The sequence below is a fragment of the Streptomyces lasalocidi genome (assembly GCF_005280215.1).
In the GTDB taxonomy this organism is placed as follows: domain Bacteria; phylum Actinomycetota; class Actinomycetes; order Streptomycetales; family Streptomycetaceae; genus Streptomyces; species Streptomyces longwoodensis.
This window is the reverse complement of the sequence record NZ_SZNQ01000001.1, coordinates 7,329,154-7,345,056: the sequence shown is the minus strand read 5'-3', so window position 1 is coordinate 7,345,056 and position 15,903 is coordinate 7,329,154. Positions and strand designations below refer to the sequence as shown.

The 15,903-nt window shown below is 73.8% G+C and carries 13 protein-coding genes; 7 read left to right on the top strand and 6 right to left on the bottom strand.

Annotated features, from left to right (window positions below):
* Positions 1-209: 209 nt before the first annotated feature.
* A complete protein-coding gene (locus tag E4U91_RS33155) occupies positions 210-1,382 on the top strand; it encodes a peptidoglycan recognition protein family protein (RefSeq protein WP_241678768.1) in 1,173 nt (390 codons plus the stop codon).
* 13 nt (positions 1,383-1,395) lie between these two features.
* Complete coding sequence (locus tag E4U91_RS38480; protein WP_174867896.1) at positions 1,396-1,593, top strand: hypothetical protein; 198 nt, start codon at positions 1,396-1,398, stop codon at positions 1,591-1,593.
* A gap of 371 nt (positions 1,594-1,964) precedes the next feature.
* Here E4U91_RS38480 and E4U91_RS33145 read toward each other — a convergent pair whose 3' ends face one another.
* The 3 genes from E4U91_RS33145 to E4U91_RS33135 form a co-directional block, all read right to left on the bottom strand.
* Positions 1,965-2,768, bottom strand: a complete 804-nt coding sequence (locus E4U91_RS33145; protein WP_137310228.1) for an SDR family NAD(P)-dependent oxidoreductase — start codon at positions 2,766-2,768, stop codon at positions 1,965-1,967.
* 55 nt (positions 2,769-2,823) lie between these two features.
* Positions 2,824-4,482: a catalase gene (locus E4U91_RS33140; protein ID WP_137310227.1), complete on the bottom strand. Its 1,659-nt coding sequence runs from the start codon at positions 4,480-4,482 to the stop codon at positions 2,824-2,826.
* A 163-nt stretch (positions 4,483-4,645) separates the two neighbouring features.
* Entirely contained in the window at positions 4,646-5,011 is a 366-nt protein-coding gene (locus E4U91_RS33135; protein WP_241678767.1) for an STAS domain-containing protein, read from the bottom strand.
* A 170-nt stretch (positions 5,012-5,181) separates the two neighbouring features.
* On the opposite strand from E4U91_RS33135, the gene E4U91_RS33130 reads away from it, so the two are divergent.
* The 3 genes from E4U91_RS33130 (at position 5,182) to E4U91_RS38275 (ending at position 6,697) form a co-directional block, all read left to right on the top strand.
* Positions 5,182-5,658 (top strand): ATP-binding protein, encoded by a 477-nt coding sequence (locus tag E4U91_RS33130; RefSeq protein WP_137310226.1) that lies wholly within the window; start codon positions 5,182-5,184, stop codon positions 5,656-5,658.
* A gap of 220 nt (positions 5,659-5,878) precedes the next feature.
* Complete coding sequence (locus E4U91_RS33125; RefSeq protein ID WP_174867895.1) at positions 5,879-6,409, top strand: hypothetical protein; 531 nt, start codon at positions 5,879-5,881, stop codon at positions 6,407-6,409.
* Positions 6,410-6,529: 120 nt separating this feature from the next.
* Positions 6,530-6,697 carry a hypothetical protein gene (locus E4U91_RS38275; RefSeq protein WP_168218214.1) on the top strand — a complete coding sequence of 56 codons (168 nt, stop codon included), beginning with the start codon at positions 6,530-6,532 and terminating at the stop codon, positions 6,695-6,697.
* A gap of 82 nt (positions 6,698-6,779) precedes the next feature.
* On the opposite strand, the gene E4U91_RS33120 is transcribed toward E4U91_RS38275, so the two are convergent.
* Both E4U91_RS33120 and E4U91_RS33115 read right to left on the bottom strand, forming a co-directional pair.
* Positions 6,780-8,270 (bottom strand): MFS transporter, encoded by a 1,491-nt coding sequence (locus tag E4U91_RS33120; RefSeq protein WP_241678766.1) that lies wholly within the window; start codon positions 8,268-8,270, stop codon positions 6,780-6,782.
* A gap of 216 nt (positions 8,271-8,486) precedes the next feature.
* Positions 8,487-10,769 carry a catalase gene (locus E4U91_RS33115; protein WP_137310225.1) on the bottom strand — a complete coding sequence of 761 codons (2,283 nt, stop codon included), beginning with the start codon at positions 10,767-10,769 and terminating at the stop codon, positions 8,487-8,489.
* Positions 10,770-11,025: 256 nt separating this feature from the next.
* On the opposite strand from E4U91_RS33115, the gene E4U91_RS33110 reads away from it, so the two are divergent.
* Both E4U91_RS33110 and E4U91_RS33105 read left to right on the top strand, forming a co-directional pair.
* Positions 11,026-11,937: an SGNH/GDSL hydrolase family protein gene (locus tag E4U91_RS33110; RefSeq protein WP_137310224.1), complete on the top strand. Its 912-nt coding sequence runs from the start codon at positions 11,026-11,028 to the stop codon at positions 11,935-11,937.
* Between the two features lie 128 nt (positions 11,938-12,065).
* On the top strand, positions 12,066-12,557 hold the full coding sequence (locus E4U91_RS33105; protein WP_137310223.1) for a peptidylprolyl isomerase: 492 nt from the start codon (positions 12,066-12,068) through the stop codon (positions 12,555-12,557).
* A gap of 29 nt (positions 12,558-12,586) precedes the next feature.
* Here the strand turns inward: E4U91_RS33105 and E4U91_RS33100 are convergent, their stop codons facing one another.
* Positions 12,587-15,712: an AfsR/SARP family transcriptional regulator gene (locus E4U91_RS33100; protein ID WP_137310222.1), complete on the bottom strand. Its 3,126-nt coding sequence runs from the start codon at positions 15,710-15,712 to the stop codon at positions 12,587-12,589.
* Between the last annotated feature and the right edge of the window lie 191 nt (positions 15,713-15,903).

Sequence of the window (15,903 nt, the reverse complement as noted above, 5' to 3'; positions counted from 1 at the left end):
GGCAGCGGCAGGCGACAGGCGGCAGGCGGCAGGCGGCAGGCGGAGCCGCGCACCGTCTCCCGTGCTCCGTCCGGCCGATCCCGCTCCCCCCTTCGAGGCACGCGGCAGGGCCTCCCCCTGCCGACCCAGGCCGATGATCAGACGATCGTCAAGCAGCAGCCGTACCTGCCGCCCGGCGCCACGGCGTTCCTCGACGGGAGAGTCCATACGTGAACTGGGTACAGATGGCCGCCGCGGCCGTCACCGGGGTCTTCGCCCTGCACGGAGCCCCCGGGCCGGCCGTGCCGTCCGACGGTCCCCGCCCCGTCGCCGCGCACAGCCAGACACGTGCGGTGCCCGTCGCCCTCGACCAGCGCGACGCCGACGTCCGGCTGTCCGAGACGCGCCCCTTCAGCCTGCTCGGCGTGACCTGGGACGACCCGCGGGCGCGGCTCACCGGCACGGCGGAGTTCCGTACGCGCAGCGCCGTCTCGGGCCAGTGGTCCGGCTGGTCGGTACTCGACGCGGACGACGGCCCCGGGGACGCCTCGGCCCGCCGGGGCGGTACGTCGGCGGTGTGGGCCGGCCCGTCCGACGGCGCGGAGGTCCGCATCGTGGCCGACCCGGACGCGACGGCCGTGCTGCCGGCCGGGCTACGGCTGGACCTGATCGACCCCGGCCAGGGTGCCCCGGGCACCCCGGGCGCCCCGGGCGCCCCCGTCCCTCCGGCCGCCGGCAGCCCGGCGGAGCCCGCCGACGGCGGCACGGGGACGCTGGGCGCCGTGCGGCCGGCCATCATCTCGCGGGCCGGATGGGGCGCCGACGAGTCGATCAGCCCGGCGGCTCCGCAGTACCTCCCCGGCGGCAAGGTCAAGGCGGTCGTGGTCCACCACACCGCCGGCAGCAACGCCTACGCCTGCGCCGACGCCCCCGCCGTCGTACGGGGCATCTACGCCTACCACGTACAGCAGTTGGGCTGGCGGGACATCGGCTACAACTTCCTGGTCGACAAGTGCGGCACGCTCTACGAGGGCCGCAAGGGCGGTGTCGACCGGCCGGTGCTCGGCGCCCACGCGTACGGCTTCAACACCGAGACGTCCGGGATCGCGGTGCTCGGCACGTACACCACCGCGGCGCCGGGCGAGGCCGTGACGTCGGCGGTGGCCCGCCTCGCCGCCTGGAAGCTCGGCCAGTACGGCGTCAGCCCGACCGGCACCACCACGCTCACCGCGGGCGCCGACGGCACCAACTACTTCGGCAAGGCGTGGACCCTGGGCACCCGGATCAGCCTGCCGACCATCCACGGCCACCGCGACGGCTACAACACCCAGTGCCCCGGCGACGCGCTCTACGCCGAGCTCACCCGCATCCGCACCCTGGCCGCGCAGGCGGCGGCGGGCTGACCCGATCCCTCAGGTGCTGCTGCCGCAGGACGACGAACTCCCGCAGGACGAGGAGCTGCTGCCGCACGAGGACGGGCCGCCGCCGCAGGACGACGCACTGCCGCACGACGACGGGCTGCTGCCGCAGGACGAGGAGCCGGAGCCGCACGAGGAGTGGTGCGAGGAATGGTGCGAGGAATGGTGCGGGTGGTGCCCGTGGTGGGACCCGTAGAAGGAGCCGCCCCCGTGCGTCTCCGCCACGTACCAGGACGTCCCGAGGACCGCTCCCGTGTCCCCGCCCGTCCCGGGCGTTCCCCCCACCCGTGGCGCGTCCGACGGCCAGCCCCGGCCGCTGCGGAAGGCGCTCCCGGCGCCCGCCGGCCCGGCGTGCCGGCCGGGGTCCGTCCAGGCCCGCCGCCGGGCCCTGCGCACCAGCCGAACGGTCCAGACGACGGCCAGGACCGCGGCCGTTCCCACCAGTACGAGCGTGACCACCATGACGTCTCCCCCCTCCGCCGGGCGTCCGCACCGGCTGCTCCGAGGGTGCCCGCCCCGGTGACCGCCCCAAGCCCATCTTGAGCAAGCCCAGAGGTTCGGGAGCGCTCAGGCGTCGTCGCCGCCGCTGCCCGTCCCCGGCTCCGCCTGATTGCGGTGCATCGCCGCCTTGGCGCTGTCCGGGAGGACCCGGCCGGCCAGGCCCTGGGCCTTGGTCTTCAGGGAGCCGGTGACGATCTTCTTGCGGCCCTTCATGACGGCGTCGAACGCCTGCCGCGCCACCTGGGCCGGGTCGTCCTTGTCCATGGTCCCGATCTGCGTGTCCTGGTCCATGTCGGCCCGGCGGAAGAAGTCGGTGTCGGTGGGCCCCGGCATGAAGGACGTCACGGAGACGCCGGTGTCCTTCAGCTCGTTCTGCAGGGCTTCGGCGAAGGACTGCACGAAGGACTTGGAGGCGTTGTAGATCGGCTGGAAGGGGCCCGGCATGGTGGACGCGACCGACGAGGTGAACACCAGGTGTCCCGCGTCGCGGGCGACCATGTCGCGCAGCAGCGGCTTGGCGAGCCGGACCGTGGCGGTCACGTTCAGGTCGATGACCGACTGGTCGTCGGCGAGGTCGGTGTCCACGAAGGCGCCGCCCTGGCCGACCCCGGCGTTCAGCGCGGCCACGTCGAGGCGCAGGCCGGTGGTGGCGGCGACGAGCCGGTCCACCTCGGCGGGGACCCGCAGGTCCGCCCGTACGGCCCGCACGGCGACGCCCGTCTCGCGCAGTCGCCCGGCGGCGAGCTCGAGACGGGCGTCCTCGGCGTTGATCACCAGGTCGTAGCCGTGCTCCGCGAACTGCCTGGCCAGTTCGTACCCGATACCGCTGGATGCCCCGGTCACCAGGGCGAGGGGCCTGTTGTCGTCCATGGGACCGGGGTAACCACGAGGGGCGGGCCCAACCGCCCGGCGGGGCGGCGCCGGCCTACCGCGTGACGACGTGCCGTTCGTCGGGGACGCAGTGGGTCATGGTCAGGCCCTCGACGTCGCGCGGCGGGTTCTCACCCAGGTTGGCGAGCCGCTTGCGGTCCTCCTCGGAGAGGTCCTGGCTGGCCAGCGGCTCCAGGTGGGCGACGTCGGACGGGGCGATGCCCAGGCCGTCGCCGACCCTGCGGCCCAGGTCGTTCTCGACCAGCAGGAAGTGCCAGACCATGCGCTCCTGCACCGGCCGGTCGCACTGGGACAGCATGGCCGTGAGGTTCTTGACCAGGTCGTCGCGCTCCCAGTCCTCCATCAGCAGGTAGCGCTGGCCGGCCTGGAGGTAGTCGTTGGTCAGCGGGATCCGCTTGCGGGTCAGCCGGCCCCGGATCTCCGGGCCCTGCTCGTCGTGCGTGGGGTACTGGGCCTCACGCAGCCCGCCGGTGATCGACGGCTCGTAGTTGACGATCGGGTTCTCCCCGGCGCCGTCGACGTGGTAGGTCATCTGGCCGTCGCGCTGGTTGGTGCGCACCTCGGCGTTCTTGGCCTGGTTGACGGGCAGCTGGAGGTAGTTCGGGCCGACCCGGTAGCGCTGGGTGTCGCTGTAGGAGAAGGTGCGGCCGACCAGCATCTTGTCGTCGGAGAAGTCCAGGCCGTCGACGAGGACGCCGGTGCCGAAGGAGATCTGCTCGTTCTCGGCGAAGAAGTTCTCCGGCATCCGGTCCAGCACCATCCGGCCCACGGCCTTGGGCGGGAAGTCCTGCTCGGGCCAGGTCTTGGTGTCGTCCAGCGGGTCGAAGTCCAGCTCCGGGTGCTCGCCGTCGTCCATCACCTGCACGAGCAGTTCCCACTCGGGGAAGTCGCCGCGGGCCACGGCCTCGTACAGGTCCTTGGTGGCGTGGCCGAGGGAGTCGGCCTGCACGTTGGCGGCGTCCTCCTCGGTCATGCTGCGCACGCCCTGCTTGGGCATCCAGTGGTACTTCACGAGCTTGGTGTCGCCCTGCTCGTTGACCCACTTGTACGTGTTGACGCCGAAGCCCTGCATGTGGCGGTAGTCGGCGGGGATGCCGCGCGGGCTGAACAGGTTGACCAGCATGTGCATCGACTCGGGGGTCTGCGACATGAAGTCGAAGATGCGCCGGGGCTGCTGCTCGAAGGTCACCGGGTCGGGCTTCAGGGCGTGGATGACGTCCGGGAACTTGATCGCGTCCCGGATGAAGAAGACGCCCAGGTTGTTGCCGACCAGGTCCCAGTTGCCGTCCTCGGTGTAGAACTTCACCGCGAAGCCCCGGGGGTCACGGGCGGCCTCGGAGGAGTCCCGGCCGCCGATCACGGTGGAGAAGCGGACGGCGAGGTCGGTGCGCTTGCCCCGCTCCTGGAACAGCTTGGCGCGCGTGTAGCGGGCGATGGGCTCGTCGCCCCAGGCGCCGTACGCCTCGAAGTAGCCGTAGGCGGTGACGCCGCGGGCGTGGACCACCCGCTCGGGGATGCGCTCGCGGTCGAAGTGGCTGATCTTCTCCAGGAACTGGTAGTTCTCCAGGGTGGCGGGGCCCCGGGCGCCGACGGTGCGCTGGTTCTGGTTGTCGTAGACGGGGTGTCCCTGCCGGTTGGTGAGCACCTCGCGGTCGTCGCCGGGGGCGGGACCCTGGCTCGATACGTCCGTCATGACTGCGGACTCCTTCGGCTCGTCCCCACGGGCACGCGGGGTGCGGGGCCACTGGGGCAGTGGCCGCCGCCTGGTCACAGAGGGAGTCACGGGTACCCGATCGCCACGGGCGAGTCACCTCGATCGGCATATTCCACGCGTTCGGCGGGCGGGCCGGGTCGCGTCACGCCTCCAGCGCCTCGCCGAGGGTGGGGTAGCTGGGGATGATCATGTCCAGGCCGACGAGCTGCATGGTCCGCAGGACCGCCTCGGTGGGGGCGGCCAGGCGCAGCCAGCCCTGGGCGCCGCGGGCCGCCTGGTCCGCGCCGATGAGGAGGTTGATGCCGGTGGAGTCCATGAACGTGACGCCGCTGAGGTCAATCACGGTCCGGGGGGCCGTCACCTCGCGGGGCACCACCAGGGCCCGCGCCAGCGGTGCGCAGCTGTTGAGGTCGATCTCACCGCGGGCGGCGACGATCAGCACGCCGTCGCGGCTGCGGCGGGAGACGGTCAGACCGTTCGCGTCCGCCCATTCGTGGTTGTCTGCCACACTTTCCTCGTCAACGACACTCGGTGAATCCCCGGCCGGCACGTGCCGGTCGTAAGACTGCCCCCATCGGGGCGGAGATGCACCTGGGTGGCCGCGCCTTTTGCGCGGGACGCGACAGGGAACGTGCGCGGCACGTCGGCGGCAGGGAACGGGGTGACGAGGCGGTGGGGATGGAGCCGGTTCTGCTCGGAGGGGACAGGGCCCCGGAACCCGGTCCGCCGCGGCTGACGGCCGACCTGGAACCGGGCGGCGGCCGCATCGCCCACGCCCGGCACCTCACCGCCGGGTTCCTCGACCGGGTGCGGGACGAGCACGGCGTCCCCGTGTCCCCGCGCGTCGCGCAGACCGCGGTGCTGGTGGTCAGCGAACTCGTCACCAACGCGCACAAGTACGCGCCCGGACCCGTCCTGCTGGACCTGCGGGTCACCGGTGACACGGTGGACGTGGCGGTGTGGGACAGCGACCCGGTGCTCCCGGTGGCCCGCGCCGCCGATCCCGGCCGGGTGGGCCAGCACGGGCTGGAGATCGTACGGGCCGTCGCGGACGACTTCGAGGCGCGGCGCGAGGGGGCCGGCAAGCGCGTGGTCGCCCGGATCCGCCTGGCCGAGGACGCCGACGGGGGCGGGGACGGCGGCACCGCGCGGTGACGCACCGCGCTCGTACGGCTCGTGCGGTGACGGCGGTCCGCGGGCCGTGCGGCGTCGCGCGGGACGACGGACCGCGGCCGTGCGGCCCCTGCCGCGTCGCGCGGGACGATGGACCGCGGCCGCCCGTACGGCCCGTGCGGCGCCCCGCGCGGCGGGTACCCGGGGCGTGAGCCCGGGGCCGGGACCGGCCCCGTGGTCCGCCACGACGAAGGGGCACGCGATGACGGCCGAGCAGTCCTCCCGTACCGCCCACTCGGACCGCACGCACGACGGTGGTCCCGCACTCCTGAGCATCTACCTCAACGACCACCTCATGGGCGCCACCGGCGGCGTGGAGCGCATCCGCCGGCTGGCCCGCACGGCGCGCGGAACGGACCTGGGCGCCGCCCTGGAGCCGGTCGCCGCGGAGATCGCCGAGGACCGGGCGGCGCTCCTCGCGATCATGCGGGACCTCGGCCTCCCCGTACGGCGCTACAAGGTCGTGGCGGGCTGGGCGGCCGAGAAGGCGGGCCTGCTGAAGACGAACGGCCGTCTGGTCAGCCGGTCCCCGCTCAGCACGGTCGTGGAACTGGAGGTGCTGGGCGCGGCGGTCGAGGGGAAGGCGGCCGGCTGGCAGGTCCTGCGCCGGCTGGCCGAGACCGACGGCCGCCTGGACGCACACCGTCTGGACACCCTCCTGGAGCGCGCGGCGCGCCAGCGGAAGACCCTGGAGGACTGGCGCGTCCGCCGCGCCGTGGAGGTCTTCGGCTAGGACGCCGACCCAAGTCGCCCTCCCCCGCGAAGACTTCTGTCTGCGGACGCGTCCGCTGGGCATACGGGTCTCACATGAACGACCTGTAGTCCCCTACCGCTCGTCCGAAAGGAGCCCGTGATGCTCGGCATCGTGGCCGCAGTCCTGTTCTTCGTCAGCTTCCTGATCAACGCCGCGGACATCAGCACCAACGACACCTTCTCTTCCGTGAACATCATGCTGCTGGGGCTGACCGCGCTCGCCCTGCACGTCGCGGGGATCGGCTCCGGCTGGGCCCGCAGACGGTGATCCGACGTGGAACGGCGGCCCGGATGGTGCACATCCGGGCCGCCGTTCCACGTCGTGCCGCGCCTCCTTGCGGCGCGCGGTGTCAGCGTCGTCCGGACGCCGTCTCGCTCGCCCGGTACAGGCGCCCGGAGGTGGTGATGAGCTCCTGGCGCTCCTGCTTCGAGCCGACCATCGGCGGCGAGCCCTTCAGCGGCACCTGGGCGCTCTCCGGGAGGAAGCGGACCGTCACCAGACCGATGATCCCGGCCGCGATCAGGTAGTACGCGGGCACCAGGTCGTTGCCGGTGACGTCGACCAGGGCCGCCGTGACCAGCGGGGTGGTGCCGCCGAACGCGGCGACCGCGATGTTGAAGCCGATGCCCATGGCGGCGTAGCGCACCGCCGTGGGGAACAGCGCCGGCAGCGTCGCGGCGCTCGGCGCGGCGAAGCCGGCCAGCAGCGTGGCGAGGATCAGCACGCCGAGGATCGGCAGCCACGTCCCGTGCGCCTTGAGCAGCAGGAACGACGGGACGGCGAGGAGGATCATGCCGATCGCCGAGACCGCGTACACCGGGCGCCGTCCGACGCGGTCGCTGAGCCGGCCCACGAAGGTGATCAGCACCACGATCCAGACCATCGCCACCAGCACCAGCACGTCGGCGGAGCCGCTGGAGCGGCCCAGGGTCTCCGTCTGGTAGGTGGGCAGGTAGCCGGTGACCATGTAGTTGGTGACGTTGTAGAGCAGCACCAGCCCCATGCAGACCAGCAGGGGCCGCCAGTGGTCCTTGACGATCGACCGCAGCTCGCTGCCCGCGGACGCCTGGGCGAGGCTCTTCTCGTGCGTGTCGAGCTGCTGCTGGAAGGCCGGCGACTCCTCCAGCTTGAGCCGCATGTAGAGGCCGATCACGCCCAGCGGACCAGCGATGAGGAAGGGCACGCGCCAGCCCCAGGCCAGCATCTGGTCGTCGGTGAGCGCGGCGTTCAGCGCGGTGACCAGGGCCGAGCCGAGCGCGTAGCCGACGAACGTGCCGAAGTCGAGCCAGCTGGAGAGGAAGCCGCGCCGCCGGTCCGGCGAGTACTCGGCGACGAAGGTGGTCGCGCCGCCGTACTCGCCGCCGGTGGAGAAGCCCTGCACCATGCGGGCGACCAGCAGCAGGATCGGCGCGGCCACGCCGATGGTGGCGTAGCTGGGGATCAGGCCGATGGCGAAGGTGCCGGCCGCCATCAGGATCATGGTGGTGGCGAGCACCTTCTGGCGGCCCAGCTTGTCGCCGAGCGGCCCGAAGACCAGACCGCCGAGCGGACGCACCACGAACGCCGCGGCGAACGTGGCGAAGGACGAGATCACCTGCGCCGCGGGGGACGCCCCGGGGAAGAACACCTTGCCGAGGGTGGCGGCCAGGTAGCTGTACACGCCGAAGTCGAACCACTCCATGCAGTTGCCGAGCGCCGAGGCGCCGACCGCACGGCGCAGCAGGGGGCGCTCCACGACCTGCACGTCGTCCTCGCGGAAGGCGCGCTTGTGGCGCCTCAGCCTGCGCAGGAGGTCGGTGCGTACCTGTTCGGGGAGTTCCGCCGGATGTGCGTCGGCCACAGCATGGTGCCTTTCGTGTGGGGTCAGGGGCGCGTCGGCGCGGGCCGTGGCACCGGCGGGGGGCCGGTCAGGGCCGCGGGGCACGCGAGACCGCGTGCGAGCCGACGACAACGGGGGCGGCGCAGACCTCCCCAGGCAGCGCCGCCCCCATCTCCGTTCGTGCGTGTGCCCACGCGTGACCGGACCACACCTGTGTCGGTGATCACATGACCCGGGTCACCCCTGGACGGCTGCCGGGAAGCGTTCCCAGACACGGTGGGCGCCGAGCAGGCCCACCACCTGCCGGAGCGTGTCCGTGCCGCTGCCGGCCAGGACCACACCGGGAGCGTCGGCGGGCACGCCCGCCGCCTCCAGGACCGCCTCGGCCCCCTGCCAGGCGCCGATCGCCTTGCCATGCCGGAAGGCCTCCGACAGCAGCAGCCCCACCCGCGGGTCGGTCACGCCGGGCGCGCCGACGCCGAAGCCCGCCTTGGCGTCCCGCGCGCCGTACGCGTCGGCGCCCGCGCCGGGCACGCCCGCGACCAGCAGCGCGTCGAACTCCACGGACCGCGCCGTGGCGTAGGTGCGCTGCACGGTCAGGGCCTCCTCGCCCGAGCCGAGCTTGCCGCCGGCCGGGGCGATGACCAGCGGCACCATGTCCGCGGCCAGGACGGCCTCCCGCACGGCGCGCACTCCCTCCAGGTCGCCGTCGGGGCCGGCGACGATGCCCACGATCCGGCCGTCGACCGGCCAGGTCTGCCCGACCTGCGACAGCGCCGGGCTCGGCTCGACGTCGACGAGCGGCACGGTGGGCTCGGGCGCCGGCAGGCCGAGGCCCGCGGCGACCTCCGAGCACAGCACCGGGTCGATGTTGGCGAGGACCTGCAGCGTGCGCTCCTTGACGGCCTGCTCGTAGCACTTGCCCAGCTCGAAGGTGTACGCGGCGATGATGTGCTCGCGCTCGACCGGGGTCATGCTGAGCCAGAACCGGCGCGGCTGGCTGAAGTGGTCCGCGAACGACTCCGGCGCCGCGCGGACCTTGGTCGCCTCCGGCACGCGGACCGGCGTCTCGACGTACGCGCCCATGTCGGCGCCGGCGGTGAACGGGCAGCCGCCGTCGAGGGAGTTGGGCCGGTAGGGCGCGACTCCCCGGTGGACGGCGGTCTGGTGCATCCCGTCGCGCAGCATGTCGTTGACGGGCGCGTGCGGGCGGTTGATCGGCAGCTGCGGGAAGTTGGGGCCGCCGAGCCGGGTGATCTGCGTGTCGAGGTAGGAGAAGAGCCGGCCGGCCAGCAGCGGGTCGTCGGTGACGTCGATGCCGGGCACCAGGTGGCCGACGTGGAAGGCGACCTGCTCGGTCTCGGCGAAGAAGTTCGACGGGTTGCGGTTCAGGGTGAGCAGGCCCACCGGCTGCACCGGCGCCAGCTCCTCCGGCACCAGGTTGGTGGGGTCGAGCAGGTCGATGCCCTCGAACGTCTGGTCGGGCGTGTCGGGGAACGTCTGGATGCCGAGCTCCCACTGCGGGTAGGCCCCGGCCTCGATGGCGTCCGCGAGGTCACGGCGGTGGAAGTCGGGGTCCACGCCGTTGATGATCTGCGCTTCCTCCCACACCAGGGAGTGCACGCCCAGCTTGGGCTTCCAGTGGAACTTCACCAGCGTGGTCCCGCCCTCGGCGTCCACCAGCCGGAAGGTGTGGACGCCGAAGCCCTCCATCGTGCGGTACGAGCGGGGGATGCCCCGGTCGGACATGTTCCACAGCGTGTGGTGGGTGGCCTCGGTGTGCAGGCTGACGAAGTCCCAGAACGTGTCGTGGGCGCTCTGCGCCTGCGGGATCTCCCGGTCGGGGTGCGGCTTGCCGGCGTGCACGATGTCCGGGAACTTGATCGCGTCCTGGACGAAGAACACCGGGATGTTGTTGCCGACCAGGTCGAAGACGCCCTCGGTGGTGTAGAACTTCGTGGCGAACCCACGGGTGTCACGGACGGTGTCGGACGAGCCGCGCGAGCCGAGGACCGTGGAGAACCGGACGAACACCGGCGTCTCGGCGTCGGGGGCCAGGAACGCCGCCCGGGTGACGGTGGCGGCCGTGCCGTAGCTCTGGAAGACGCCGTGCGCGGCGGCGCCCCGGGCGTGGACGACCCGCTCCGGGATGCGCTCGTGGTCGAAGTGCATGACCTTCTCGCGCAGGTGGTGGTCCTGGAGCAGCACCGGGCCGCGCGGTCCCGCCTTCAGCGAGTGGTCGGTGTCGTACAGGCGGGCGCCCTGGGCGGTGGTGAGCCGGCTGCCGGACTGGGCGACGTCGGCCTGGTCGGCGCCGGTCGGGTGGCCGGTGGGCGACATGGTGGCCGGGCCGCTCTGGTCGGGCTTGGGCGGCAGCGGGTCGCGCGGTTCGGTGGGCTCCGCCACCGGCGGCGACTGCGGTCCCGGCTTGCCGGGGATCCCCTCCTCGGGCCCTGCCATGCCCTGCAGGGTGTCCGAGACCTTCCGTACGGCTCGCTTGAGCGGGTTCTCTTCGGTCATGGCCGTGGTTACCTCACATCACATGCGCTGGGGGGACCCGCGACGCGTACCCGAGTCGCGTTGATCGAAGCATCGCGAGGGCACAATCACCCGACCGCCCGCCCCGGCTTGCGCAGTCGGCCCGCCATATTCGGCCGTGCCGACCCCTGGCTCTCACTACATACCGGCCGGTATACATGCGCAGTCGACGTGCGTGAGCCGCCCCCGCGTCCCGGGGGCGTGCCGCGCCGTGACCCGATCGAGGGGGAGGACTGCAATGGCGTACGGCACAGCGGACGCGGGCGGGCGCGGACGGGGCCGACGGGCCGCCACCTGGGCGGCGGCGCTGGGGGGCTGCGCCCTCGTGGCGGCCTCGACCGCACCGGCGGCGGCCCACGGCTCCGGCCGGACCACCGACTACGCCGCCCTCGGCGACTCCTACACCTCCGGGCCGCTCATCCCCCGGCAGGTCGACGCGAACTGCGCGCGCTCGGACCACAACTACCCGTCGCTGGTGGCCGCGACGCTGCCCGGCGTGGTGTTCAAGGACGTCAGCTGCGCCGGCGCCACCACCGAGCACATGTGGAAGGCGCAGGGCACCAACGGCCCCCAGCTCGACGCCGTGCGGCGCGACACCGACCTGGTGACGGTGCAGATCGGCGGCAACGACATGGGGTTCGGCTCCATCATCGCCACCTGTGCCCAGGTCGCCGCCCAGGACCCGGCCGGTGCCCCCTGCCGGCAGCACTACGGCGCCGACGGCGTCGACGAGCTGACCGTCGCCATCGCCCGGACCGCGCCCAAGGTCGCCCGCGTCCTGCGGGCGGTCCATGCCCGCGCGCCGCACGCCCGGGTGCTGCTCGTGGGCTACCCGGACCTGCTGCCCGACGACGGCAGCGGCTGCGCCCCCACGGTGCCGTTCGCCACCGGCGACTTCCCCTACCTGCGCGACACCGGCAGGCGCCTGAACCTGATGCTCCAGCTGGTGGCGCGCTGGAACGGCGCCGAGTACGTCGACACCTACGGCCCCACGGTCGGCCACGACATGTGCAAGGCCCCCGGGGACCGCTGGATCGAGCCGCTGCGGCCCACCTCGCCCGCCGCTCCCGCCCACCCGAACGCCCGGGGCGAGGAGGCGATGGCGGGCGCCGTGCTGGACCGCCTGCGCACGGGCCGCGGACACCACTGACCGGGCCGTCCGCACGCCGGGGCCGACCGCCGCGCCCCGGCACCGGCTCACCCTGCCGGGTGGTGGGCACGTCCCCCTGACGTGCCCCTCCCGTCACGCCGGCACCGCACGACGGTAGGTTGAACGGCATGAGCGAGAACGTCTACTTCGACATCACCATCAACGACGAGCCGGCCGGCCGGATCACCTTCAAGCTGTTCGACGACGTGGTGCCCAAGACCACCAGGAACTTCCGCGAGCTGGCCACCGGCCAGCACGGCTTCGGCTACGCCGGCTCCTCGTTCCACCGGATCATCCCCCAGTTCATGCTCCAGGGCGGCGACTTCACCGCGGGCAACGGCACCGGCGGCAAGAGCATCTACGGCGAGAAGTTCGCGGACGAGAACTTCACCCTCAAGCACGACCGCCCCTACCTGCTGAGCATGGCCAACGCGGGCCGCAACACCAACGGCTCGCAGTTCTTCATCACCACGGTCGTGACCAGCTGGCTGGACGGCAAGCACGTGGTCTTCGGCGAGGTCGTCGAGGGGTCGGACATCGTCGACCGCATCGAGTCCCTCGGCTCCAGCAGCGGCTCCCCGAAGGCGAAGGTCACCATCGCGGCCAGCGGCACGGTCTGAGCAACGGTCACCGGGGGGCGTGACGGGGGCTACCGCTCCTCGTCCGCCTCCCGGCACCCCAGCGCGCGGAAGAGGCGCAGGGCCTCCTCGCGCAGCGCGCGGCCGGTGCGGGTCGCGCCCCGGCGCAGTTCCGCGGTGCCCAGGTCGTGCAGGGTGCGGGCGCGCCACTGCGGCAGCTCCAGCTCCTCCCACAGGCCGAGCGCCCGGCGCAGGTCCTCGATGGCGGACTCCTCGTCCCGGACCGCCAGGTGCCACTCCCCGCGGGTGCGCAGCACCAGGGCCTCACCGAACAGGTCCCGGCGCTCCCGGGTCACCGCCAGGCAGCGGTCGAGGCGGGCGCGTGCCGGCGCCGTGCGGCCCCGGCGCAGCTCCACCTTGGCGAGCGCCTGCTCGGCGTACACGACCCCGAAGGCGTCGTCGGCCTCCTCGAACAGGTCCAGCGCCTGCCGCAGCACCCGTTCCGCGGCCTGCAGGTCGCCGCGCGCCCGGTGGCACAGGCCCAGCCCGCGCAGGGTGAGCGCCTCGCCGTGCCGATCACCGGCGGCCACGTACAGCCGGTGGGCGCGGGTCAGGGTGTCCCACGCCTCCTGGTGGCGCCCCTGGTCCCGGTACACGCTCCCGACGCCGTACAGCGCGTACGCCGTCGCGGCGCCGTCCTCCGGCTCCCGGTACAGGGCGAGGGCGGACTCCAGCAGGGTCAGGGCCTCGTCGAAGGAGGCCTGCTCACGGCGGGCGGAGCCCATCCCGGCCAGCGCCTGCGCCCGGCCCGGCCGTACGTCCCGCTCCTCGAACAGCCGCAGCGCCGCGGCGAAGAAGGCGTGGGCCTCGTCGAACCGGTCCTGCTCCAGCCGGAGTTGACCGAGCCCGTGCAGCAGCCACGCCTCGCCCTCCACGTCGCCGCCGCGGCGGACCGCGGCCAGGGCCACCTCGTGGGAACGGGACCAGGCCTCGAACTCGTTGTAGAGCGTGGCGGAGGCGGCCATGAGGGCGGCGGCCAGGTCGCGGGCGGCCTCGAACAGGCCGCGTTCCGCGCAGTGGGCCACCGCGGCGAGCAGGCAGCCCTGTTCGGCGGCGAACCAGGCGGTCGGATCGTCCTCCAGCGCGCAGGGCCCGTCGGTGCCGACGGCCGGCAGCAGGCGGGACGCACCGCCGGGGCCCCGGGCGGCGGCGGAACGGGCCATCGCGCGCCAGCGGTCGACCAGCCGCAGTATCGCCGCGTGCCGCTCGTCGCGGACCTCGTCGGCGAGGCCGCGCTCACGGGCGTACTCGCGGGCCAGGTCGTGGATGCGGTAGCGGGTGCGGCCGGTCTCGTCGGTGCGCACGACCTCGAGGAAGTGGTAGTCGACGAGTCGTTCCACGGCCTCCTCCGCCTCCTCGGAGGTGACGTCGAGGAGCGGGGCGGCCACCCAGGCGGCGAAGTCGGGCAGGTCCATCAGGGCCAGGCGCCGCAGGGCGCACTGCTCCTGCGCGCCGAGGTCCGCGTAACCGAGCCGCAGGCTGGCCCGCACCTCCAGGTCGCCGGCCTGGAGTTCGTCGAGGCGGCGGCGCTCGTCGCGCAGCCGTGCGGCCAGGCGGGAGGGGGTCCAGTGGGGGCGGGCGGCGAGGCGCGCGCCGGCGATGCGCACGGCGAGCGGGAGCCGTCCGCACAGGGTGACGATCTCGGCGGCCTGGGCGGGCTCGTCGGAGGGGCGGGCCGGTCCGGCCACCCGCGCCAGCAGGTCCAGCGCCTCGGTGGGGGACGGGACGTCCAGGTCGAGGTGGGCGGCGCCCTCCAACGCGACGAGCCGGCGGCGGCTGGTGACCAGGGCCGCCGAGCCGCCGCCCGGGGGCAGCAGGGGGCGCAGCAGGGCCTCGTTGACAGCGTTATCGAGGATCAGCAGGACGCGGCGGCGGGCGATGTGGGTGCGGTAGAGGCCGAGCAGGTCCTCCTCGTCGCGGGGCGACGGGTCGGGGTCCACGCCGAGGGCGCGCAGCAGCCGGGCGAGGGCGTCGGCGGTGCGCACCGGGGCGGAGTCGGAGGCACGCAGGTCCACGAAGAGGCGGCCGTCGGGGAACAGGCCGGCGGTGCGGTGGGCGACGTGGACGGCGAGCTCGGTCTTACCGGTGCCGGAGCGGCCGGAGATCACGCCGATGGGCGGCGCCGTGCGCCGCGGGTCGCGGACCTCCCCCAGCAGGGCGGTGGCCCAGTCGATCTGCTCGGCGCGTCCGACGAAGTCGGCCACGTCGGGCGGGAGGTGGGAGGGAGCGGGAGGGTGGGTGGTCAGGTTCGGCGGGTGCTCGGTCGCCCTGCGCGGCGAGGGCAGCAGCGGGACCGCTCCCCCGCCGCGCCCGGGAGCGGATCCCCGGGGCGGGTCCGCGGGTCCGGCGGCGGGGCGCGGCGCGGAGGGCGGGCCGCCCGGGGTGCCGAGCACGGCGGTGTCGGACCGCAGCAGGGCCAGGTGCAGGGCGCGCAGTTCGGGGCCCGGGTCGACCCCGAGCTCCGTGCGCAGCAGCCGGCGGCCCTCTTCGTAGCACCGCAGGGCCTCGGCGACCCGGCCGGTGCGGAACAGCGCGGTCATCAGCTGGCCGCGCGGGCGTTCGCGCAGGGGGTGGGCGGCGACGTGGGCGAGGAGTTCGGCGACGAGGTCCGCGCGGCGGTCCAGGTCCAGTTCGGCGGCGAAGCGGAACTCCTGCGCCTCCAGGCGCAGTTCGGCGAGGCGCAACGCCTCGACCCGGGCGAAGGACTGGCCGAGGCCCTCCAGGGCGCCGCGTCCGCGCCACAGGCCAAGCGCCGTGTCCAGGACGGTCACGGCGTCCTCGGCGCGTCCGGCGAGCACCGCGTCGCGCCCGGCCGTGAACGCCTCCTCGAAGCGCCGGGCGTCGACGGCGGACGGGGGCAGGTCCGCGACGTAGCCCGGGGAGCGGGTGCGGACCAGGTGCTCGGCCCCCGTGCCCGCGAGGGCGCGGCGCAACCCGGACACGTGCGAGGCGACGAGCGCGCGGGCGGTGGCCGGGGGCTCCTCCTCCCACACCAGGTCCACCAGGCGGTCCACGGACAGCACTTCCCCGAGGTGCACCACGAGGGCCGCGAGGATCGCCGTCGGCCGGGCGCCGTTCAGCGGGAGTCGGCGGCCCGCGCTCGACACCTCGACCGGTCCCAGAAGGCGAACGTCCACCGTGTCCCCCCGCAAGTCGCGTTGCCGCACGTCGGGGACAACATACCGGCGGCCGTGGACCGGCACGCCCGGCTCCGGACCGCCCTTCCGTACGGCGGTCCGGTGGGCGTGGCGGGGTGGCCGGAACGCGTCGGGTGTCCGGTGGACGGTCCGCCGTTCGACGCAGCGGGCGCACGCCTCCCGCCCCGGGA

Excerpts from the sequence above, each read along its gene's own strand:
- E4U91_RS33110 (WP_137310224.1), top strand. The coding sequence starts at position 11,026 with ATGGCGTACGGCACAGCGGACGCGGGCGGGCGCGGACGGGGCCGACGG.
- E4U91_RS33130 (WP_137310226.1), top strand. The coding sequence starts at position 5,182 with ATGGAGCCGGTTCTGCTCGGAGGGGACAGGGCCCCGGAACCCGGTCCG.
- E4U91_RS33145 (WP_137310228.1), bottom strand. The coding sequence starts at position 2,768 with ATGGACGACAACAGGCCCCTCGCCCTGGTGACCGGGGCATCCAGCGGT.
- E4U91_RS33125 (WP_174867895.1), top strand. The coding sequence starts at position 5,879 with ATGACGGCCGAGCAGTCCTCCCGTACCGCCCACTCGGACCGCACGCAC.
- E4U91_RS33140 (WP_137310227.1), bottom strand. The coding sequence starts at position 4,482 with ATGACGGACGTATCGAGCCAGGGTCCCGCCCCCGGCGACGACCGCGAG.
- E4U91_RS38275 (WP_168218214.1), top strand. The coding sequence starts at position 6,530 with ATGCTCGGCATCGTGGCCGCAGTCCTGTTCTTCGTCAGCTTCCTGATC.
- E4U91_RS33105 (WP_137310223.1), top strand. The coding sequence starts at position 12,066 with ATGAGCGAGAACGTCTACTTCGACATCACCATCAACGACGAGCCGGCC.
- E4U91_RS33115 (WP_137310225.1), bottom strand. The coding sequence starts at position 10,769 with ATGACCGAAGAGAACCCGCTCAAGCGAGCCGTACGGAAGGTCTCGGAC.